At 58.0% G+C, this 22,031-nt stretch carries 14 protein-coding genes and 1 pseudogene; 13 read left to right on the top strand and 2 right to left on the bottom strand.

Features of this window, described 5'->3' with window-relative positions; genetic code table 11:
* Positions 1 to 33: 33 nt before the first annotated feature.
* From glgB to NKJ21_RS09530, 7 genes and pseudogenes are all read left to right on the top strand, one after another.
* On the top strand, positions 34 to 2,220 hold the full coding sequence (glgB, locus tag NKJ21_RS09560; RefSeq protein ID WP_008806987.1) for a 1,4-alpha-glucan branching enzyme: 2,187 nt from the start codon (positions 34 to 36) through the stop codon (positions 2,218 to 2,220).
* Positions 2,217 to 4,193: a glycogen debranching protein GlgX gene (gene glgX / locus NKJ21_RS09555; protein ID WP_254732868.1), complete on the top strand. Its 1,977-nt coding sequence runs from the start codon at positions 2,217 to 2,219 to the stop codon at positions 4,191 to 4,193. The genes glgB and glgX overlap by 4 nt, the downstream gene beginning before the upstream one ends.
* Before the next feature lie 80 nt (positions 4,194 to 4,273).
* Positions 4,274 to 5,569 carry a glucose-1-phosphate adenylyltransferase gene (glgC, locus tag NKJ21_RS09550; RefSeq protein WP_008806989.1) on the top strand — a complete coding sequence of 432 codons (1,296 nt, stop codon included), beginning with the start codon at positions 4,274 to 4,276 and terminating at the stop codon, positions 5,567 to 5,569.
* The gene (glgA, locus tag NKJ21_RS09545) at positions 5,569 to 7,002 is read left to right on the top strand and encodes a glycogen synthase GlgA (protein ID WP_004202133.1); all 1,434 of its coding nucleotides are present in this window, start codon (positions 5,569 to 5,571) and stop codon (positions 7,000 to 7,002) included. Before glgC ends, glgA begins: the two co-directional genes overlap by 1 nt.
* A gap of 17 nt (positions 7,003 to 7,019) precedes the next feature.
* Complete coding sequence (gene glgP / locus NKJ21_RS09540; RefSeq protein WP_008806990.1) at positions 7,020 to 9,467, top strand: glycogen phosphorylase; 2,448 nt, start codon at positions 7,020 to 7,022, stop codon at positions 9,465 to 9,467.
* 214 nt (positions 9,468 to 9,681) lie between these two features.
* Positions 9,682 to 10,028: pseudogene (locus tag NKJ21_RS09535) on the top strand (type II toxin-antitoxin system RelE/ParE family toxin).
* Positions 10,028 to 10,327, top strand: a complete 300-nt coding sequence (locus tag NKJ21_RS09530; RefSeq protein WP_008806992.1) for a helix-turn-helix domain-containing protein — start codon at positions 10,028 to 10,030, stop codon at positions 10,325 to 10,327. The pseudogene NKJ21_RS09535 and the gene NKJ21_RS09530 overlap by 1 nt, the downstream one beginning before the upstream one ends.
* 62 nt (positions 10,328 to 10,389) lie before the next feature.
* On the opposite strand, the gene glpD is transcribed toward NKJ21_RS09530, so the two are convergent.
* A complete protein-coding gene (gene glpD, locus NKJ21_RS09525) occupies positions 10,390 to 11,898 on the bottom strand; it encodes a glycerol-3-phosphate dehydrogenase (RefSeq protein ID WP_008806993.1) in 1,509 nt (502 codons plus the stop codon).
* Positions 11,899 to 12,102: 204 nt separating this feature from the next.
* On the opposite strand from glpD, the gene glpE reads away from it, so the two are divergent.
* The 3 genes from glpE to NKJ21_RS09510 are packed head-to-tail and all read left to right on the top strand — an operon-like array spanning position 12,103 to position 14,121.
* Positions 12,103 to 12,432, top strand: coding sequence for a thiosulfate sulfurtransferase GlpE (gene glpE, locus NKJ21_RS09520; RefSeq protein ID WP_004202138.1), 330 nt, complete (start codon positions 12,103 to 12,105; stop codon positions 12,430 to 12,432).
* 50 nt (positions 12,433 to 12,482) lie between these two features.
* A complete protein-coding gene (glpG, locus tag NKJ21_RS09515) occupies positions 12,483 to 13,313 on the top strand; it encodes a rhomboid family intramembrane serine protease GlpG (RefSeq protein WP_008806994.1) in 831 nt (276 codons plus the stop codon).
* Positions 13,314 to 13,362: 49 nt separating this feature from the next.
* Positions 13,363 to 14,121, top strand: a complete 759-nt coding sequence (locus NKJ21_RS09510) for a DeoR/GlpR family transcriptional regulator (protein WP_008806995.1) — start codon at positions 13,363 to 13,365, stop codon at positions 14,119 to 14,121.
* Positions 14,122 to 14,136: 15 nt separating this feature from the next.
* Here the strand turns inward: NKJ21_RS09510 and malT are convergent, their stop codons facing one another.
* A complete protein-coding gene (malT, locus tag NKJ21_RS09505) occupies positions 14,137 to 16,842 on the bottom strand; it encodes an HTH-type transcriptional regulator MalT (protein WP_012967130.1) in 2,706 nt (901 codons plus the stop codon).
* 131 nt (positions 16,843 to 16,973) lie between these two features.
* On the opposite strand from malT, the gene NKJ21_RS09500 reads away from it, so the two are divergent.
* The 3 genes from NKJ21_RS09500 (at position 16,974) to malQ (ending at position 21,964) form a co-directional block, all read left to right on the top strand.
* Positions 16,974 to 17,123, top strand: a complete 150-nt coding sequence (locus NKJ21_RS09500; protein WP_012540400.1) for a hypothetical protein — start codon at positions 16,974 to 16,976, stop codon at positions 17,121 to 17,123.
* Between the two features lie 343 nt (positions 17,124 to 17,466).
* Positions 17,467 to 19,857: a maltodextrin phosphorylase gene (gene malP, locus NKJ21_RS09495; protein ID WP_012540401.1), complete on the top strand. Its 2,391-nt coding sequence runs from the start codon at positions 17,467 to 17,469 to the stop codon at positions 19,855 to 19,857.
* 10 nt (positions 19,858 to 19,867) lie between these two features.
* The gene (gene malQ, locus NKJ21_RS09490) at positions 19,868 to 21,964 is read left to right on the top strand and encodes a 4-alpha-glucanotransferase (protein WP_008806998.1); all 2,097 of its coding nucleotides are present in this window, start codon (positions 19,868 to 19,870) and stop codon (positions 21,962 to 21,964) included.
* Positions 21,965 to 22,031: the final 67 nt, after the last annotated feature.

Genomic DNA, 22,031 nt, shown 5'->3' with positions numbered 1-22,031 from the left:
AGGAATGAGCGACACTTACAACAGGATGAAAGCATGTCTAATCATATTGATAGAGACGTGATTAATGCGCTAATCGCCGGTCATTTCGCGGATCCCTTTTCCGTGCTCGGCATGCACCGTACTGACGCCGGGCTGGAAGTACGCGCATTATTACCCGATGCCACCGACGTGTGGGTTATTGAACCGAAAACCGGACGCAAAGTCGGCAAGCTCGAATGCCTCGACTCGCGTGGTTTCTTCAGCGGCGTCCTGCCACGTCGCAAAAACGCCTTTCGCTATCAGCTGGCCGTCACCTGGCACGGGCAGCAGAATCTGATTGATGACCCTTATCGCTTTGGTCCGCTGTTGCAGGATCTTGACGTCTGGCTGCTGTCCGAAGGGACCCACCTGCGCCCTTACGAAACGCTGGGCGCGCACGCTGCCACCATGGACGGCGTCACCGGTACCCGTTTCTCGGTGTGGGCGCCGAATGCCCGCCGCGTGTCGGTGGTCGGGCAGTTTAACTACTGGGATGGCAGACGCCACCCGATGCGATTCCGCAAAGAGTCCGGGATCTGGGAGCTGTTCGTTCCCGGCGCGCATAATGGCCAGCTGTATAAATTCGAACTGATTGACGCCCACGGCCATCTGCGGGTCAAAGCCGACCCTTACGCCTTTGAGTCGCAAATGCGTCCGGAAAGCGCCTCGCTTATCTGCGACCTGCCGCCCAAAGTGGAACAGCCGGCGGACCGCAAAGCGGCGAACCAGTTTGATGCCCCGATCTCTATCTATGAAGTGCATCTCGGCTCCTGGCGCCGTCATACCGATAATAATTTCTGGCTGAGCTACCGCGAGCTGGCCGACCAGCTGGTGCCCTACGCGAAATGGATGGGCTTCACCCATCTCGAACTATTGCCGGTTAACGAGCACCCGTTCGACGGCAGCTGGGGCTATCAACCCACCGGGCTCTATGCGCCGACCCGCCGTTTCGGCACCCGCGACGATTTCCGTTACTTTATCAATGCCGCGCACGCCGCCGGGCTGAACGTCATTCTTGACTGGGTGCCCGGCCACTTCCCGGCGGATGATTTTGCCCTTGCCTCGTTTGACGGTACTTCGCTGTATGAGCACAGCGATCCACGCGAGGGGTATCACCAGGACTGGAATACCCTGATCTACAACTATGGTCGCCGCGAAGTCAGCAACTTCCTCGTCGGTAACGCGCTGTACTGGATCGAGCGCTTCGGTATTGATGCCCTGCGGGTCGATGCGGTGGCCTCAATGATCTATCGCGATTACAGCCGCAAGGCAGGTGAGTGGATCCCCAACGAATACGGCGGCCGGGAAAATCTGGAAGCTATTGAGTTTCTGCGCAGCACCAACCGCATCCTCGGCGAACAGACGCCGGGCGCGGTGACGATGGCGGAAGAGTCCACCGATTTTGCCGGGGTGACCCGTCCGCCAGCCGGCGGCGGCCTCGGTTTCTGGTTCAAATGGAACCTCGGCTGGATGCACGACACCCTGGATTACATGAAGCTCGATCCGGTGCATCGCCGCTACCATCATGACAAAATGACCTTCGGCATGCTCTACAACTACACCGAGAATTTTGTGCTGCCGCTCTCCCACGATGAAGTGGTGCACGGCAAAAAATCGATTCTCGACCGCATGCCGGGGGATGCCTGGCAGAAGTTTGCCAACCTGCGCGCCTACTACGGCTGGCTGTTCGCCTTCCCGGGTAAAAAACTGCTGTTTATGGGCAATGAGTTCGCTCAAGGCCGCGAGTGGAACCACGACGGCAGCCTCGACTGGCATCTGCTGGAGGGCGGCGACAACTGGCACCATGGCGTCCAGCGACTGGTGCGTGACCTGAACCATACCTACCGTCACCATAAAGCGCTGCACGAGCTGGATTTTGACCCCTACGGTTTCGAATGGCTGGTGGTCGACGACCATGAGCGTTCGGTGTTTGTCTTTGTGCGCCGCGACCGGGCCGGGAATGAGATTATCGTCGCCAGCAACTTCACGCCGGTGCCTCGCCATGACTACCGCTTCGGCATTAACCAGCCGGGACGCTGGCGCGAGGCGTTGAATACCGACTCCATGCACTATCACGGCAGCAACCAGGGTAACGGCGGTGTGGTGGAGAGCGACGCGATCGCCAGCCATGGCCGCGAACACTCGCTATCGTTGACCCTGCCTCCGCTGGCGACGATCTGGCTGGTCCGGGAGGCGCAATGACCTCACTGGCGGCAGGCAAACCTGCGCCGTTGGGCGCCAGCTATGACGGCAAGGGCGTGAATTTCGCCCTCTTCTCCGCCCATGCGGAGCGGGTGGAGCTGTGCGTATTCGACGAGCAGGGCAACGAGCAACGCGTCGATCTCCCGGCGCGCAGCGGCGACATCTGGCACGGCTGGCTGGACGCTGCCGGGCCGGGCCTGCGCTACGGCTATCGGGTGCATGGTCCCTGGGACCCGGCGCAGGGGCACCGCTTTAACCCGGCGAAGCTGCTGCTCGATCCCTGCGCGTATCGGGTCGAGGGCGATCTGCCGGATGACGAACGCCTGCATGGTGGAATGTGGGAGCCGGATCATCGCGACAGCGCCGCAATCGCGCCAAAATCGCAAGTGGTGGATCTGCATTACGACTGGCGGGGCGATAAGCCGCCGCGTACCCCGTGGGGGGAAACGGTGATTTATGAAGCGCACGTGAAAGGACTCACCCTGCTGCACCCGCAGCTGCCGGAAGCCATTCGCGGAACTTATAAGGCGCTGGGCCACCCGGTGATGATCGCTTACTTCAAATCGCTGGGCATCAGCGCCCTCGAGCTGTTGCCGGTAGCGCAGTTCGCCAGCGAGCCGCGACTGCAGCGGATGGGCTTGAGCAACTACTGGGGCTACAACCCGCTGGCATGGTTCGCGCTGGATCCGCGCTATGCCAGCGATCCCGCGCGTGCCCTCGATGAGTTTCGTGATGCGGTTAAGGCGCTTCATGCCGCCGGCATCGAGGTGATTCTGGATATCGTGCTCAACCATAGCGCGGAAATTGATCTCGAAGGGCCCACCGTCTCCCTGCGCGGAATCGACAACCGTAGCTATTATTGGGTAAGGGAGGATGGCGATTATCACAACTGGACCGGCTGCGGTAATACGCTCAATCTCAGCCACCCCGGGGTGGTGGAATGGGCGCGCCAGTGTTTGCGCTTCTGGGTGGATGAGTGCCATGTCGACGGCTTTCGCTTCGACCTCGCCTCAGTGATGGGGCGGACGCCGGAATTCCGCCAGGATGCGCCGCTGTTCGAGGCTATCCGCCGCGACAGCGTGCTGTCGCAGTTGAAACTGATTGCGGAACCCTGGGATATCGGCCCGGGCGGCTATCAGGTGGCTAATTTCCCACCGCTGTTCGCCGAATGGAATGACCATTTTCGCGATATTTCCCGTCGTTTCTGGCTGCAGCAAAACGTCTCCCTCGGTGACTTTGCGCAACGCTTCGCGGCCTCCAGCGATCTCTTTGCTCGCGATGGCAAACGGCCATCGGCGACGGTGAACCTGGTGACGGCCCACGATGGCTTCACGCTCCGCGACTGCGTCTGTTTCAATCAGAAACACAATGAGGCAAACGGGGAGGAGAATCGCGATGGGACTAACAATAACTACAGCAACAATCATGGTATAGAGGGATTAGACGCCAATCTTGCGGTGATTGAACGGCGGCGCGCCAGCGTGCATGCGCTATTGACGACGCTGCTGCTGGCTCAGGGGACGCCAATGCTGCTGGCGGGCGATGAGCAGGGCCACAGCCAGCACGGCAACAATAATGCCTACTGCCAGGATAACGCGTTGGCCTGGCTGGACTGGCGTCAGGCGAACCCGGGATTAACCGCGTTTACCGCGGCGCTGATCCACCTGCGCCGTCGCATTCCAGCGCTCACCCGCAACCGCTGGTGGCAGGAGGGCGATGGCAATGTCCGCTGGCTTAATCGCAACGCCCAGCCGCTGACTGCCGGGGAGTGGCAGCTGGGCGCAGCGTGTATGCAGATCCAGTTGTCTGATCGCTGGCTGCTCACGCTGAACGCCACCGCAGAGGTGGTCGATATGGTGTTACCTGAGGGGGAATGGCGCGCCGTTCCTCCCTTCGCCGGAGAGGATAATCCGGTCATCATGGCTGTCTGGCATGGGCCCGCGCACGGAGTGTGCGTATTTCAAAGGTCGTAATCCCTGAAGCTTCCGGTTGAACTCGTGGCGGCGGCGCGGCGGGATGAGAAGGAAAGCTGGGGTGTAAAAAGGAGTTAATCATGGTTAGGCTTGAAAAAAACGATCCGCTGATGCTGGCGCGTCAATTACCCATCAAATCCGTGGCGTTGATCCTCGCGGGCGGGCGTGGCACCCGGCTCAAGGATCTCACCATTAAGCGTGCGAAACCTGCCGTTCACTTCGGCGGCAAGTTCCGTATTATCGATTTCGCATTATCTAACTGCATTAACTCAGGGATCCGCCGTATCGGCGTCATCACCCAGTATCAGTCGCACACGCTGGTGCAGCATATCCAGCGCGGCTGGTCGTTCTTCAGCGAAGAGATGAATGAGTTTGTCGATCTGCTGCCAGCCCAGCAGCGCGTGCACGGCGAAAACTGGTATCGCGGCACGGCGGACGCAGTGACGCAGAACCTGGACATCATCCGCCGCTACAAAGCGGAGTACGTGGTGATCCTCGCGGGCGATCATATTTATAAGCAGGATTACTCGCGCATGCTGATTGACCATGTCGAAAAAGGGGCGCGTTGCACCGTGGCCTGCATGCCGGTGCCCATTGAAGAGGCATCCGCCTTCGGCGTCATGGCGGTCGATGAAAACGAAAAAATCATTGAATTCGTCGAGAAACCCGCTAACCCGCCGGCGATGCCAACCGACCCGACCAAATCACTGGCCAGTATGGGCATTTATATCTTTGACGCCGCCTATCTTTATGAGCTGCTGGAAGAAGACGATCGCAACGAAAACTCCAGCCACGATTTCGGCAAAGATATCATTCCGAAGATCACCGAAGCTGGCATGGCTTATGCACATCCTTTCCCGCTCTCCTGCGTGCAGTCTGACCCGAACGCTGAGCCGTACTGGCGCGATGTGGGAACGCTGGAGGCCTACTGGAAGGCCAACCTCGATCTGGCGTCAGTCACGCCGGAACTGGATATGTACGACCAGAACTGGCCGATCCGCACCCATATGGAATCGCTGCCGCCGGCGAAGTTCGTCCAGGACCGCTCCGGTAGCCACGGCATGACCCTGAACTCGCTGGTTTCCGGCGGCTGCATTATCTCCGGGTCGGTGGTGGTGCAGTCGGTGCTGTTCCCGCGCGTGCGGGTGAACTCATTCTGTAACATTGATTCGGCAGTCTTGTTGCCAGATGTCTGGGTGGGGCGCTCATGCCGCCTGCGTCGCTGCGTGATTGACCGCGCCTGCGTCATCCCGGAAGGTATGGTGATTGGTGAGAACGCGGAAGAGGATGCACGCCGCTTCTATCGCTCAGAGGAAGGTATCGTGCTGGTGACCCGCGACATGCTGCGGAAATTGGGGCACAAACAGGAGCGCTAATGCAGGTCTTACATGTATGTTCTGAGATGTTCCCGCTGTTAAAGACGGGCGGTCTGGCGGACGTCATCGGCGCACTGCCGGCGGCGCAAATTGCGGAGGGTATCGACACCCGCGTGCTGTTGCCGGCGTTTCCCGATATCCGCCGCGGCGTGGTGGATGCCCAGGTGGTAACCCGCCGCGATACCTTCGCCGGGCGGATCACGCTGCTGTACGGCCACTTTAACGGCGTGGGGATCTACCTGATAGACGCCCCGCATCTCTATGACCGGCCGGGGAGCCCATACCACGATACCAACCAGCACGCTTATACCGACAACGTCCTGCGCTTTGCGCTGCTGGGCTGGGTGGGAAGCGAAATGGCCAGCGGACTGGATCCGTTCTGGCGCCCGGATGTGGTGCATGCCCATGACTGGCACGCCGGCCTGACGCCGGCCTACCTGGCGGCGCGCGGACGCCCGGCTAAATCGGTCTTTACCGTGCACAACCTGGCCTACCAGGGGATGTTTTACTCCTGGCATATGAATGATATCGAGCTGCCGTGGTCGTTTTACAACATGCATGGCCTCGAGTTTAACGGTCAGATCTCGTTTCTGAAGGCCGGTCTTTACTACGCCGACCATATTACGGCGGTAAGCCCGACCTACGCGCGCGAGATCACCGAACCGCAATACGCCTACGGCATGGAAGGGCTGCTGCGCCAGCGCCATCATGAAGGACGGCTGTCGGGGATCCTCAACGGCGTTGACGACGGTATCTGGAGTCCGCAAAACGATCTGCTGCTGCCGATGCGCTACGATCGCGACACGCTGGAGGAGAAGGCGGAGAACAAGCGTCAGCTGCAGATTGCGATGGGCCTGAAGGTCGATGACAAAGCGCCGCTGTTTGCCGTGGTCAGCCGCCTGACCAGCCAGAAAGGGCTGGATCTGGTGCTCGAAGCGCTGCCGGGTCTGCTTGAGCAGGGCGGCCAGCTGGCGCTGCTGGGCGCCGGCGATCCGGTGCTGCAGGAAGGTTTCCTCGCCGCCGCCGCCGAACATCCGGGCAAAGTGGGGGTGCAGATTGGCTACCATGAGGCCTTCTCCCATCGCATTATGGGCGGCGCCGACGTCATTCTGGTGCCGAGCCGCTTTGAACCGTGCGGCTTAACTCAGCTGTATGGTCTGAAGTACGGCACGCTGCCGCTGGTGCGCCGCACCGGGGGGCTGGCGGACACGGTCTCTGACAGTTCGCTGGAGAACCTTGCCGATGGTCTGGCGACAGGGTTTGTCTTTGAGGACAGCAATGCGCTGTCATTGCTGCGCGCTATCCGTCGCGCCTTTGTTCTCTGGTCGCGCCCGTCGCTCTGGCGCTATGTGCAGCGTCAGGCGATGAATATGGATTTTAGCTGGCAGGTTGCCGCGAACTCCTATCGCGAACTTTATCAACGCTTGATGTAACCACTGGAGTCATTGTTATGAATGTACCCTTTAGCTATGCATCACCGACGCTGAGCGTTGAGGCGTTAAAGCACTCTATTGCCTATAAGCTGATGTTTATCATCGGTAAAGATCCGGCCATCGCCAACAAGCATGAATGGCTTAACGCCACGCTGTTTGCCGTCCGCGATCGCATGGTGGAGCGCTGGCTGCGCTCCAACCGCGCGCAGCTCTCGCAGGAAGTGCGCCAGGTATACTATCTGTCGATGGAGTTCCTGATTGGCCGTACCCTCTCTAACGCGCTGCTGTCGCTGGGCATTTATGACGATGTGAGCAGCGCACTGGCGGAGATGGGGCTCGATCTGGAAGAGCTGATCGATGAAGAGAATGACCCCGGTCTTGGCAACGGCGGTCTGGGCCGTCTGGCGGCCTGCTTCCTGGATTCCCTGGCGGCGCTGGGTCTGCCGGGACGCGGTTACGGGATCCGCTACGACTACGGGATGTTTAAACAGAATATCGTCGATGGCCGACAAAAAGAGTCCCCTGACTACTGGCTGGAGTACGGTAACCCGTGGGAGTTTGAGCGCCACAACACCCGCTACAAAGTGCGTTTCGGCGGCCGCATTCAGCAGGAAGGAAAGAAAACCCGCTGGATTGAGACGGAAGAGATTATTGCGGAAGCCTACGACCAGATCATCCCCGGCTTTGACACCGACGCCACCAACACGCTGCGTCTGTGGAGCGCGCAGGCCAGTAGCGAAATTAACCTTGGTAAATTCAACCAGGGCGACTACTTCGCTGCGGTAGAGGATAAAAACCACTCCGAAAACGTCTCCCGCGTGCTCTATCCGGATGACTCGACCTACTCCGGACGCGAGCTGCGTCTGCGCCAGGAGTATTTCCTCGTGTCGGCGACGGTACAGGATATTTTGAGCCGCCATTACATGTTGCATAAGACCTTTGACAACCTGGCGGACAAGATTGCCATTCACCTCAATGACACCCACCCGGTGCTGTCAATACCGGAGCTGATGCGCCTGCTTATCGACGAACATAAATTCAGCTGGGACGAGGCGTTCGAGGTGACCTGTCAGGTCTTCTCCTATACCAACCATACGCTGATGAGCGAGGCGCTTGAGACCTGGCCGGTGGATATGCTGGGCAAAATTCTGCCGCGCCATCTGCAGATTATCTTCGAGATTAACGATTACTTCCTCAAGACCCTGCAGGAGCAGTATCCCAATGATACCGCGCTGCTCAGCCGAACCTCGATTATCGACGAGTCCAACGGCCGTCGCGTGCGGATGGCCTGGCTGGCGGTGGTGGTCAGCCACAAGGTCAACGGCGTGTCGGAGCTGCATTCGCGGCTGATGGTGGAGTCGCTGTTTGCCGAATTCGCTAAAATCTTCCCGATGCGCTTTACCAACGTCACCAACGGCGTCACGCCGCGCCGCTGGCTGGCGCTGGCCAACCCGCCGTTGTCGAAAGTGTTGGATGAGCATATCGGCCGCACCTGGCGGACCGATCTGAGCCAGCTTGACGAGCTGAAGCAGCATATCGACTATCCGACGGTCAATCAGGCGGTGCGTCAGGCTAAACTGGAAAACAAACAGCGGCTGGCCAGCTATATTGCGCAGCAGCTTAATGTGGTGGTGAATCCGAAGGCGTTGTTTGATGTGCAGATCAAACGCATCCATGAGTACAAACGCCAGCTGATGAATGTGCTGCACGTCATTACCCGCTATAACCGGATCAAAGCCGATCCGCAGGCGGAGTGGGTGCCGCGAGTGAACATTTTCGCCGGTAAGGCGGCCTCGGCTTACTACATGGCCAAGCATATTATTCACCTGATCAACGATGTGGCCGCGGTGATCAATAACGATCCGCAGATTGGCGACAAGCTGAAGGTGGTCTTTATCCCCAACTACAGCGTCAGCCTGGCGCAGCTGATTATTCCGGCGGCAGACCTGTCGGAACAGATCTCCCTCGCAGGCACTGAAGCTTCCGGCACCAGCAATATGAAGTTTGCCCTTAACGGAGCGCTGACTATCGGCACCCTCGACGGGGCGAACGTGGAGATGCAGGAGCACGTGGGCGAAGAGAATATCTTTATCTTCGGCAACACCGCGGAAGAGGTGGAGGAGCTACGTCGCAGCGGCTATAAACCACGCGAATACTACGAGCAGGATGAAGAGCTTCACCAGGCGCTGACGCAGATCGGTACCGGCGTGTTCAGCCCGGCGGAACCGGGGCGCTACCGCGACCTGCTGGATTCGCTGATTAACTTTGGCGACCACTACCAGGTGCTGGCGGACTATCGCAGCTATGTGGACTGTCAGGATCGCGTCGACGAGCTGTATCAACATCCGGAAGAGTGGGCCTATAAGGCGATGCTGAATATTGCCAACATGGGCTACTTCTCCTCTGACCGGACGATCCAGGAGTACGCGAAATATATCTGGCATATCGACCCGGTAAGGCTGTAAGCCAGTCAATGCAACTCAACGGGGCCATTTGGCCCCGTTTCTGTCTGTGCGGAGAACGTTTTATTCGGAAAAGTGCCGGGGAGGATTCAGGCTATTGCGGGAATATACTATTGACGTGAATTCGCCAGCAGTACGATAAATGCTCAATAAGTTTACGTTCATAGCCTAATGGCTATAATATGGATGATAGCCTTTAGGCTATGAGGGATCGCCTATGTGGGATGTAGAAACGACGGATACGTTTGATGCCTGGTTCGAATTACAAAGTAGAGCTTTAAAAGAGGATATGTTGGCCACGATGCTCATCTTGTCTGAGTTTGGTCCGCAGCTTGGGCGCCGTATGTTGATACGGTGAAAGATTCAACGTTTCAGAATATGAAAGAACTCCGGGTTCAGCATCATGGGCTCCCCATCCGCGCCTTTTTTGCTTTTGATCCTCTGCGGAAAGCTATCGTTTTATGTGCGAGCAATAAGGATGGCATGAATGAGAAACGTTTTTACAAAGAGATGATTACTCTGGCTGACAGAGAATTCAGCCAACACCTGACTAAGGAGCGATAATGGCCACGCTAAAAGAACTCATGGCGAAACAGAGTCCTGAAAGCCAGCAGCGTATTGCAGCGAAAGCGGCAGAGATACGCCAGTCTGTCGCTTTAAACTTGCTTCGAGAAGAGTTGCAAATGTCGCAAACAGAGATGGCTGCGGCTATGGGGGTAAAGCAGCCAACGATCGCTAAAATGGAACAGGCTGATAACGATCCGCGGCTTTCGACCCTAAAACGCTACATTGCGGCATTGGGGGGAGAACTCAGTATAAATGTCACGTTGCCGACTGGAAAAAAAGTCTCGTTTAATTTGTGAACAGGTATCCGGGCCAAGCGCAAGCCATAGCCCGGGTATTTCTCTCCTGGCGCCGCGCGATGTCAGGACGCTAACGACAGTTCAGACTTTCCCGCATGCTGCGCCAGCCATTCGCTGATGCGCGCTTGCTGCTCGGCATTCAGCCACATGCCCTGTTTGGTACGACGCCAGATGGCGTCATCCAGGCTGCGCACCCATTCGTGCTCAACCAGATATTTCAGCTCGGCTTCATAAAACTCATGGCCGAAATCTTCCCCCAGATCGCTCAGGGCGCTGGCTTCCTTCAGGATCCACTCGCTATTGCTCCCGTAGGTGCGGGCATAATGGCGGGCCAGTGATTCGCTGATGAACGGGAAGCGACGGCGTAGTTTTGCTGCATAGTCGTCGCGGTCGCCGCCGATATCGCCGCCGGGGAGCACCGCGGTTTTGGTCCATGCCGGGCCGATTCCTTTGTAATAGGGAGTCAGTTTTTCCAGCGCATGCTCGGCCAGCTTGCGATAGGTGGTCAGCTTCCCGCCGAAGACGGAGAGCAGCGGCGCCTGGCCGTTCTCATCGTGAATATCCAGCGTGTAGTCGCGGGTGATCGCCTGCGGCGAATCCGACTCGTCATCACACAGCGGACGGACGCCGGAGTAGGTCCAGACGATATCGTCCCGGCTGAGAGTCTTTTTAAAGTGCGCGTTATAGACGTTCAGCAGGTAATTAATCTCTTTATCATCAATGGCTACCGCTTTCGGATCGCCCTTATACTCGACGTCCGTCGTGCCGATGATGGAGAACTCATCCATCCACGGGATAACAAACACAATACGTTTATCTTCGTTTTGCAGAATATAGGCCTGCTTCTGAGTATGCACTCGCGGCACCACGATGTGGCTGCCCTTGATCAGGCGGATACCGTAAGGCGAGCGCAGATGCATCCCTTCGTCGAAGAACTGTTTGACCCATGGACCGGTGGCATTGACCAGACCGCGCGCCTTCCAGGTAAACTTCTCGCCGCTATCGATATCTTCCGCTTCCACCACCCACAGGCCATTCTCTCGTTTTGCCGAGATGGCGCGAGTGCGGGTCCGCACTTCGCCGCCTTTGCGGACAACCATCTGCGCGTTGGCCAGCACCAGGCGGGCATCGTCGACCCAGCAGTCGGAATATTCGAAACCGCGCACAATTTCCGGCTTAAGTACCGATTCTGCGCCAAAACGCAAGCCGGTGGAGCCCGGCAGGCTGGTGCGTTTGCCCAGATGATCGTACATAAACAAGCCGATACGGATCATCCATGCCGGACGCAGATGCGGACGATGCGGGAGACGAAAGCGCATCGGGAAGGCGATATGCGGAGCCATTTTTAACAGCACTTCACGCTCGGCCAGCGCTTCGCTGACCAGGCGGAACTCATAGTGTTCGAGGTAGCGTAGCCCGCCGTGGATAAGTTTGGAACTGGCGCTGGAGGTAGCGCAGGCGAGATCGCGCGCTTCCAGCATCAGTACGGATAAACCCCGCCCGGCGGCATCTGCCGCGATACCGGCACCGTTGATGCCTCCGCCTATCACAATCAGATCTTTGGTTTCCACGTTCTTACCCTCTCACACTTTCGTTTAAGCTCACAAATGCTCGATATCGCTCACTATAGCAAACAAACGCGCTTTTGGTAACATCAAAAAAACATTTTGGAGTGATGGGTGTAACATATTGGCGTTTCTTTACCGCCTGACGGTACACTACAGGGTAAAATTGGGCCGGCCATCGCCCGTCATGACGAGAAAGAGAAGAGAACCATGGAACAGTTTGAATGTATCAACGTTGAAGAAGCGCACCAGAAGCTGCATCAGCAGACGGCGGTGCTGGTGGATATCCGCGATCCGCAAAGCTATGCGATGGGCCATACGCCGGGCGCGTTTCATCTGACCAACGATACGCTGGGCGCGTTTATGCGTGACCACGACTTTGACACGGCGGTGATGGTGATGTGCTATCACGGCAACAGCAGCAAGGGCGCCGCGCAGTATCTGCTGCAGCAGGGGTTTGATAAGGTCTACAGCGTTGATGGCGGGTTCGACGCCTGGCATCGCCATTTCCCGGCGGAAGTGGCGCACGGGACGTTTTAACGGCTGGCAGGTATACTATCCCCCTTTGTGTGGAATAAGCGATTCGCTGCATGTTAATGATTACCTCTTTTGCCAATCCACGGGTGGCCCAGGCGTTTGTCGATTATATGGCGACGCAGGGGATTATCCTGACCATTCAGCAGCACGCCCAGAGCGACGTCTGGCTGGCTGATGAGAGTCAGGCCGGGCGTGTCAGGGCTGAGCTGGCCCGCTTCCTTGAGAACCCGGCGGACCCGCGTTATCTGGCGGCGAGCTGGCAGTCCGGACAGACCAATAGCGGGTTGCGCTATCAGCGCTTTCCTTTCTTTGCCACGCTGCGGCATAACGCCGGCCCGTTCACCTGGGCGATTCTGCTCATCTGCATCGCGGTGTTTATCCTGCAAAATCTGTTGGGCGATCAGCCGGTGATGATTTGGCTGGCCTGGCCCTACGATCCTTCGCTGCAGTTCGAAGCCTGGCGCTATTTCAGCCATGCTTTCATGCATTTCTCGCTGATGCATATTCTCTTCAACCTGCTATGGTGGTGGTATCTCGGCGGCGCGGTGGAAAAACGCATCGGCAGCGGCAAACTGGTGGTGATCACCGTTATCAGCGCCCTGTTGAGCGGCTTCGTGCAGCATCAGTTTAGCGGCCCGTGGTTTGGCGGCTTATCGGGCGTGGTCTATGCGCTGATGGGCTACGTCTGGCTGCGGGGCGAGCGCGATCCGCAGAGCGGTATTTATCTGCAGCGCGGGTTGATACTCTTTTCTTTAGTGTGGTTAATTGCTGGCTGGTTTGACGTTTTCGGCATGGCGATCGCTAACGGCGCGCATGTGGCTGGTCTGGCGACCGGCCTGGCGATGGCGTTTGTTGATACCTTGCATGGGCGAAAACGCGCATAAAGACTTACCGACAGGGGTCGGGTAGGCGACATTTTTCCAGGGATATTTCATGAAACAAACACAACGTCATGACGCGATTATCGAGCTGGTAAAAAAACAGGGTTACGTCAGCACGGAAGAGCTGGTTGAGCAGTTCGCGGTCAGCCCGCAGACTATCCGCCGCGACCTGAATGATTTAGCCGAACAGAAAATGATCCTCCGCCATCACGGCGGCGCGGCGCTGCCCTCCAGCTCGGTGAACACCTCCTGGCACGATCGCAAAGCGACCCAGACGGCGGAAAAAGAGCGTATCGCCCGGCGGGTAGCCAGCGAGATCCCCGATGGGGCGACGCTGTTTATTGATATCGGCACCACGCCGGAAGCGGTGGCGCACGCCCTGCTCGATCACCACGATTTGCGCATTGTCACCAATAACCTGAACGTGGCCAACACGCTGATGGTTAAAGAGGACTTCCGCATTATTCTCGCCGGTGGTGAACTGCGTAGTCGCGACGGCGGGATCATTGGGGAAGCGACCCTGGATTTTATCTCGCAGTTCCGTCTCGACTTCGGCATTCTTGGCATCAGCGGCGTCGACAGCGATGGCTCGCTGCTGGAGTTTGATTATCATGAAGTGCGCACCAAGCGCGCGATCATTGAGAATTCACGCCACGTGATGCTGGTGGTGGATCATACCAAGTTTGGCCGCAATGCGATGGTCAATATGGGTAGTATCAGTATGGTCGATGCGGTCTATACCGACGTGCTGCCGCCGGCGGGCGTGCTGAAGGTCATCACCGATAACAACCTCCAGCTGGAGTTGTGCTAAACGGCAACGGCGTCGTCAGACGCCGTATCCCATCATTTTGAGTAACTGCTGAGCATGCTGCACCGCGTCTTGCCGGTGGGCGACGCCCAGTTTCTGATACAGGTTGCGAATGTGGGTCTTGATGGTGGTAGCCGCCACGTCAAGCTCGCCGGCAATCTGCTCGTTGCTGTAACCGGAATAGATTAAGCCAAGCACCTGCCATTCGCGCTGGGTCAGCGGGCTGGTGCGGATAAGCTCCGGCACCTCCGGGTGATTCAGCAGCCGCTCGACGAACCCTTCGTCAAAGTGGGCGAATTTGTGGCGATGATGCTGGTTGATGTCGCGCAGAATACGCTGGGCGCGGTGTTGCTCCAGCTCCGGCAGAGTGTTCAGCTGGATCAGCTGGCGCAGCTGCTGAGCCATCGCCTCGCCTTCAATCACAAAGTGGTTGATAAAGCCGGTGCGGTTGGCGAGCGTCAGGGCTTCGAGCAAGGCTTTCTGCGCTTCGCTCTTGCGTCCCGCCTGCCAGTACAGTTGATTGAGCAGCAGCAGGTTGCGGTTGAGATCGCTCATCAAACGCAGCGAACGCGCATTTTCGTTCAGCTCTTCCAGCACCATTTCCGCCGGTTCGAAATCGCCCAGCAGGATCTGCGCCCGGGCAATGTTGCGCCACTGGCTCTGCAGGAAGTGGTTGTTGGCGAATTCCGGCTTCGGCGTCTGGCGCAGCCAGTTGGCCGCCGCGGTTTTATCGCCGGTCATCTGCCAGTAGATCACCCGCACCTTATCGGCGTTGGAGACCCAGTCGCTGTGATAGTGACCGTTACCGAGCAGGTTTTCCAGCCGGTTCAGGTGGCTACGGGCATTATCGAGATCGCCGCGCGCCAGCGAGCACTGGACCATCAGCGCCAGACACTGCAGCTGCTGCTGCGGCTGATAAGTTGAGAGAACGTCCATTCCCTGGCGGGCGCAGGCTTCAGCTTCGTCGAGGCGCGCCCATGCCCACAGCAGCTGAGAACGGATGCGCAGCAGGAACTCATGCATCGGCAACTGCTCAAGGTGCTGTTCACGCACCAGCTGGAAGGCTTTCTCCTGGCTCTCCCAGGCAGCCTGCAGGAAGCCCTGGGCAAAGAGAATTTCACTTTGCTGGATAATGCTCCACAGCGCGTAATGCCACACGTCGTGACGGCGGGCCATCTGTTCGGTCTGCTGCATCACGGCGAGGGATTTGGTCAGTTTCCCCTTGCAATGGAGGACTTCGCCATGCACCGAGGTGGCGACGATGCGGCTGTAATAGTTGGCCAGCGGCAGCTCTTCCAGGGCAACCATCGACAGACGTTCCGCTTCGTCCTGGTCGCCGTCGTTAATCGCTACCTGTGCGCGCAGCGCGTTGAAATCGCCATGCATCGCGGTGTCCATTTCCACACTCATCTCCTGCTCGGCGCGCGCCAGCAGGGTGTTGACTTCGCTGTAACGATGCTGGCTCTGCATCAGCCAGGCCTGCAGCAGGATCAGGCGCGGATTTTCCAGCAGATTTGACCAGGGCAGCGCCGACAGCGACTGCTCCAGCAGCCCTAGTTCGCTATGGTTAAACATGCCCCAGGCGTGGTTGAGTAAGATATCGCGCAGCATTTTGGCATCGCCAGCGGCCAGCGCATGATGAATGGCCTCGCTGGGGAACCCTTGCGCCATCCAGCTTTCCGCCGCAGCGCGGTGGATCTCCGGCAGTTCAACCGCCAGCTCCCACTGACAACGCTGGCGCAGGAAGCTGCCAAACAGCGGGTGATAGCGGAACCATTCACCGGAATCATCCATCCGCTGCAGGAATAGCCCCTGGCGTTCGATCTCCTCCAGCTGCATCTGGCCATTCTCTTCGCCGGTGACGCGCACGATTAACGCGTCGTTCATCGAGCGCAGCAGAGAACTCTTCAGCAAAAAGTTACGCGTGCGGGCGTCGACGTTATCCAGTACTTCATCCACCAGATAATCCGACAGATGGCTGGCGTTAATCCCGGCGAGGCGGCGGGCGGAGTGTTGGGCGGAAGAGTTATTCTGGCGGGCGGAGAGGGCGATGAGCTGCAGCGCGGTGGCCCACCCGGCGACATCGTCGCACAGCCGGCTGCTGTCGTCGGCTTCGATTGGCGACGTCAGACGGCAGTCGAAAAATTGTTTCGCTTCCTGGTGGGTAAAGGCCAGCTGCTGGCTGCCAATCTCCAGAAGCTGATCGCGGACGCGCAGGTTGGCAATGCCCAGCTGCGGCAGGTTACGCGACAGCACCACCAGGGTCATATTCTCCGGCTGATGGCGCAGGAAAAAGCGCATCGCGTCATGGATCACCGGATTATTGATCAGGTGATAATCATCAATGACGAGGTACAGCGGGCGCTGCCAGTCGGCGAGTTCAATAAACAGCTGCGCAAAAAGAGAGGAGAGGCTGGCGTACTGGCGCTTTTGCACCATCGCTTCACTGGCCCCGCAGTGGTTGCCGGTGGCCTGCTGGATCGCCGCGATCAGATAGCTGGCAAAACGCTCCTGCTGATTGTCGCCTTCGTCCAGCGAAAACCACCCGAGATCGTTTTTACCCGCGGCCCACTGAGAAATGAGCGTTGTTTTACCGTACCCGGCAGGGCTGGTGATCAGCACGAGACGATAATTGTTCGCGCCGGAAAGTTTCGCCAGTAAACGCTCACGAACCACAGTGTGTTCAAGGCGGACCGGACGACTTAATTTGGACGGAATCAACATAGTTCTACATTTCGCTGTGCAAGAGAGAGGTTGCGATTTTTTTTGCGCTTCGTAATTAATATCTAATAAGGTCGGTGATTATGAAATTTATTGCAAGTTATGTCCGAACTTTATGCTCTTGAATTTGCTCTATGTCACAAATTTTGACATTGGTTGAGAATGGGGAAAAATCGCAGGCAGAACTCGCCGCCAGCGGTTTTCAGGCGGCGGCTGGCGGAGCGGGGAGAGATTTATTTTATGTGAAGAGTAGTTGTTTGTTTTTATTAAATTATTGTCAGTGATTTCTTAGAAGTAATCTTTTTTGCGGATCAATGTGATGAAATGTGCTTATTTCTCCAGAGCTCTCTATTTATTTTTTTAATAACCTGGCGAGAGGCGGAAAGATTTTTAGCGCGTATTGGCCTGTAACAAATTTTTTCCCTGCGGACGTAACCTCTCGATTGTCATATCGCGGTGATTTTTACAGCATATTTTTGCCTTCTCACCCACACTATAGTGTCCAGGATCACACTTTTCGCTCATCCCCGCCACTCCTCCCTGTCTAATCCCCGTCGGGATGAGGACGATGAATCGGGAGGTCGGCACACTAGCGCCATCGTTTTAGTAAAGGACCCGGATCTCATTATGTCACAGACTTCATTTAACAAAGCTCAGTTTCAGGCTGCACTGACGCGTCAGTGGCAGCATTTTGGTTTACAGTCCGCTTCCGAGATGACACAGCGTCAATGGTGGCGCGCGGTCAGCGGAGCGCTGGCGGAACTTCTGGCGGCGCAGCCGGTAGCGAAACCGGCGCAAGGACAGCGTCACGTTAACTACATCTCGATGGAGTTTCTGATTGGTCGCCTGACCGGCAACAACCTGCTCAACCTGGGCTGGTACGAGGGCGTTAGCGACGCGCTGAAAGGCTACGACGTCAACCTCACCGATCTGCTGGAAGAAGAGACAGACCCGGCGCTGGGTAACGGCGGCCTGGGACGTCTGGCAGCCTGCTTCCTCGACTCCATGGCGACGGTGGGGCAGTCGGCGACCGGTTACGGCCTCAACTATCAGTATGGTCTGTTCCGCCAGTCCTTTGACGATGGCCAGCAGATGGAAGCCCCGGACGACTGGGGGCGTAACAGCTACCCGTGGTTCCGCCATAACGAGGCGCTGGATGTCCAGGTCGGCATCGGCGGGAAAGTCAGCAAAAACGGCGAATGGCAGCCGGCGTTCGTCATTACCGGCGAAGCCTGGGACCTGCCGGTACTTGGCTATCGCAACAACGTCGCCCAGCCACTGCGTCTGTGGCAGGCCAAACACGCTCATCCGTTCAACCTGACCAAATTCAACGATGGCGATTTCCTGCGCGCCGAGCAGCAGGGCATCGACGCGGAAAAACTGACCAAGGTGCTGTACCCGAACGACAACCATCAGGCCGGTAAAAAACTGCGCCTGATGCAGCAGTACTTCCAGTGCGCCTGCTCAGTGGCCGATATCCTGCGTCGTCATCATCTGGCAGGCCGCAAGCTGGCCGAGCTGGCGGATTACGAAGTGATCCAGCTGAACGATACGCACCCGACCATCGCCATTCCGGAGCTGCTGCGCGTGCTGATCGACGAGCACCAGCTGAGCTGGGACGACGCCTGGGCGATCACCAGTAAAACCTTTGCTTACACCAACCACACCCTGATGCCGGAAGCGCTGGAGTGCTGGGATGAGAAGCTGGTGAAAGCGCTGCTGCCGCGCCATATGCAGATCATTAAAGAAATCAACGACCGCTTTAAACAGCTGGTGGACAAAACCTGGCCGGGCGATAAGCAGGTCTGGGCGAAGCTGGCGGTGGTGCATGACAAGCAGGTGCGGATGGCCAACATGTGCGTGGTGGGCGGCTTTGCCGTCAACGGCGTGGCGGCGTTGCACTCGGACCTGGTGGTAAAAGATTTGTTCCCGGAATATAACCAGCTGTGGCCGAACAAATTCCATAACGTGACCAACGGCATCACGCCGCGCCGCTGGATCAAGCAGTGCAACCCGGCGCTGGCCTCGCTGCTGGATGAGACGCTGAAAAAAGAGTGGGCCAATGACCTCGACCAGCTGATCAATCTGGAAAAATACGCTGACGATGCGGCATTCCGTCAGACCTATCGCGATATCAAGCAGGCCAACAAAGTTCATCTGGCCGAGTTTGTGAAGCAGCGTACCGGGATTGAGATCAACCCGCAGGCGATTTTCGATATTCAGATCAAACGCCTGCACGAGTACAAGCGTCAGCACCTTAACCTGCTGCATATTCTTGCGCTGTACAAAGAGATCCGCGAAAACCCGCAGGCGGACCGCGTGCCGCGCGTCTTCCTGTTCGGCGCGAAAGCGGCGCCGGGCTACTATCTGGCGAAAAACATTATTTTTGCCATCAATAAGGTAGCGGAAGCGATCAACAATGACCCGAAAGTCGGCGATAAGCTGAAGGTGGTCTTCCTGCCGGACTATTGTGTATCGGCAGCGGAAAAACTGATCCCGGCGGCGGATATCTCCGAGCAGATCTCCACCGCGGGTAAAGAAGCCTCTGGCACCGGCAACATGAAGCTGGCGCTGAACGGCGCGCTGACCGTCGGGACGCTGGATGGCGCTAACGTGGAAATCGCTGAGCAGGTGGGCGAGGAAAACATCTTTATCTTCGGCCACACGGTTGAAGAGGTGAAAGCCCTGAAAGCGAAAGGCTACGATCCGCTGAAATGGCGTAAAAAAGACAAGCTGCTCGATGCGGTGCTTAAGGAGCTGGAGAACGGCACCTACAGCAACGGCGACAAGCATGCCTTCGATCAGATGCTGCACAGCCTGCTGCAGGGCGGCGATCCGTACCTGGTGCTGGCCGATTTCGAAGCCTACGTAGCGGCGCAAAAACGGGTAGATGAGCTGTATCGCGACCAGGAGGCCTGGACCCGCGCGGCTATCCTCAACACCGCGCGCTGCGGCATGTTCAGCTCCGACCGCTCGATCCGCGATTATCAGCAACGTATCTGGCAGGCGAAACGCTAAAGGAAGGCCTATGGAGAGTAAACGCCTCGATAATGCCGCGCTGGCGGCGGGCATCAGCCCCAGCTATATCAACGCGCACGGTAAGCCGCAGTCTATCGCGGCTGTCACCAAACAGCGCCTGCTGGATGCGATGCATCGCTCTACCGCCGCCACGAAAGTGGCGGTTAACCCGCTGCCGAACGTGAAAATTTTCACCCACGGCAAAAAAATGTCGCTGCCGGTGGCAGGACGCGGTGAGTATCAGTGGATCCTGACCACTGAGGACGGTAAGCAGTATCAAGGGAAAACCCGCGGCGGCGAGACGCTGCCGCTGCCGGCTAAACTGCCGGAGGGGTACCACTCCCTGACGCTCACCCAGGAGGGAGAGCGTTGGCACTGCCGGACCATTGTCGCGCCGGCGCGCTGCTACGAACCGCAGCCGCTGAAAGAGGGGAAAAAGCTGTGGGGCACCTGCGTGCAGCTTTATACCCTGCGCTCGGAGAAAAACTGGGGGATCGGCGATTTTGGCGATCTGCGGGCCATGTTGCCGGAAATCGCCCGCCGCGGCGGGTCGTTTATTGGCCTTAACCCGATACATGCTCTCTATCCGGCGAACCCGGAGAGCGCCAGTCCGTATAGCCCGTCTTCACGTCGCTGGCTGAACGTCATCTACATCGACGTTAATGCGGTTGAAGATTTTCAGCGTAGCGAAGAGGCGCAGGCGTGGTGGCAGTCCGCAGCGACCCAGCAGGCCTTGCAGGCGGCGCGGCAAACGGATGATGTCGACTATACCGCGGTCACCACGCTGAAAATGACCGCGCTGCGTATGGCGTGGAAACGATTCTCTCGTCGTGAAGATGAGCAGATGACAGCGTTCCGCGAGTTTGTTCTGCGCGAAGGGGAAAGCCTCTACTGGCAGGCCGCTTTCGATGCGCTTCACGCCTGGCAGGTACAACAGGACCCGCTGCGCTGGGGCTGGCCGGCCTGGCCGAAGGCCTTTCAGGATATCGACAGCCCGGAGGTGAAAGCCTTCTGCATTGAGCATGAGGACGACGTCAGTTTCTATCTCTGGCTGCAGTGGCTGGCCTGGAGCCAGTTCGCCGCCTGCTGGGAAACCAGCCAGCGCGACGGGATGCCGATTGGCCTCTACCGCGATCTGGCGGTGGGCGTCGCCGAAGGCGGGTCGGAGACCTGGTGCGACCGTGAGCTGTACTGCCTGAAAGCGTCCGTGGGCGCGCCGCCGGATATTCTGGGCCCGCTGGGCCAGAACTGGGGCCTGCCGCCGATGGATCCGCATATTATTGCCGCTCGCGCCTATGAGCCGTTTATCGACCTGCTGCGCGCCAATATGCAGAACTGCGGCGCGCTGCGCATCGATCACGTGATGTCGGTGCTGCGTTTGTGGTGGATCCCCTATGGTGAAACCGCCGACCATGGCGCTTACGTTCAGTATCCCGTCGACGATCTGCTGTCGCTTCTGGCGCTGGAAAGCCAGCGTCATCGCTGCATGGTGATCGGCGAAGACCTGGGCACGGTACCGGTGGAGATTGTCAGCAAGTTACGCAACAGCGGCGTCTATTCTTATAAGGTGCTCTATTTTGAGAGTGATGCAGAGAAAACGTTCCGCGCGCCGGCGCTGTACCCGGAGCAATCAATGGCTGTGGCGACGACGCACGACCTGCCCACCCTCCGCGGCTACTGGGAAAGCGGCGATCTGACGCTAGGTAAAGCGCTGGGGCTCTATCCTGATGAGGTGGTGCTGCGCGGGCTGTACCAGGACCGCGAGCTGGCGAAGCAAGGGCTGCTGGATGCGTTGCATAAGTACGGCTGTCTGCCCAAACGTGCCGGGCATAAGGCCTCGCTGATGAGCATGACCGGGATCCTCAACCGGGGGATGCAGCGTTACATTGCCGACAGTAACAGTGCGCTACTGGGCCTGCAGCCGGAAGACTGGCTGGAGATGGCGTCGCCGGTTAACATTCCGGGCACCAGCACTGAGTACCCGAACTGGCGCCGGAAGCTGTCCGTCACCCTGGAGCAGATGTTTGCCGATGAACAGGTCAATAAGCTGATCAAGGATCTGGATAAACGGCGCAAGGCGGCGAGCAAGAAAGCCGCCGCCAGATGACTTCCCGCCGCGTCGTTTGCTGCGCGGCGATGAGCATGTCCGATAAAAAAGGCCGGTCCGCATTATG

This window comes from Klebsiella sp. SWET4 (assembly GCF_024296565.1).
Classification (GTDB): domain Bacteria; phylum Pseudomonadota; class Gammaproteobacteria; order Enterobacterales; family Enterobacteriaceae; genus Klebsiella; species Klebsiella variicola.
This window is presented reverse-complemented; position numbering and strand designations above follow the sequence as displayed.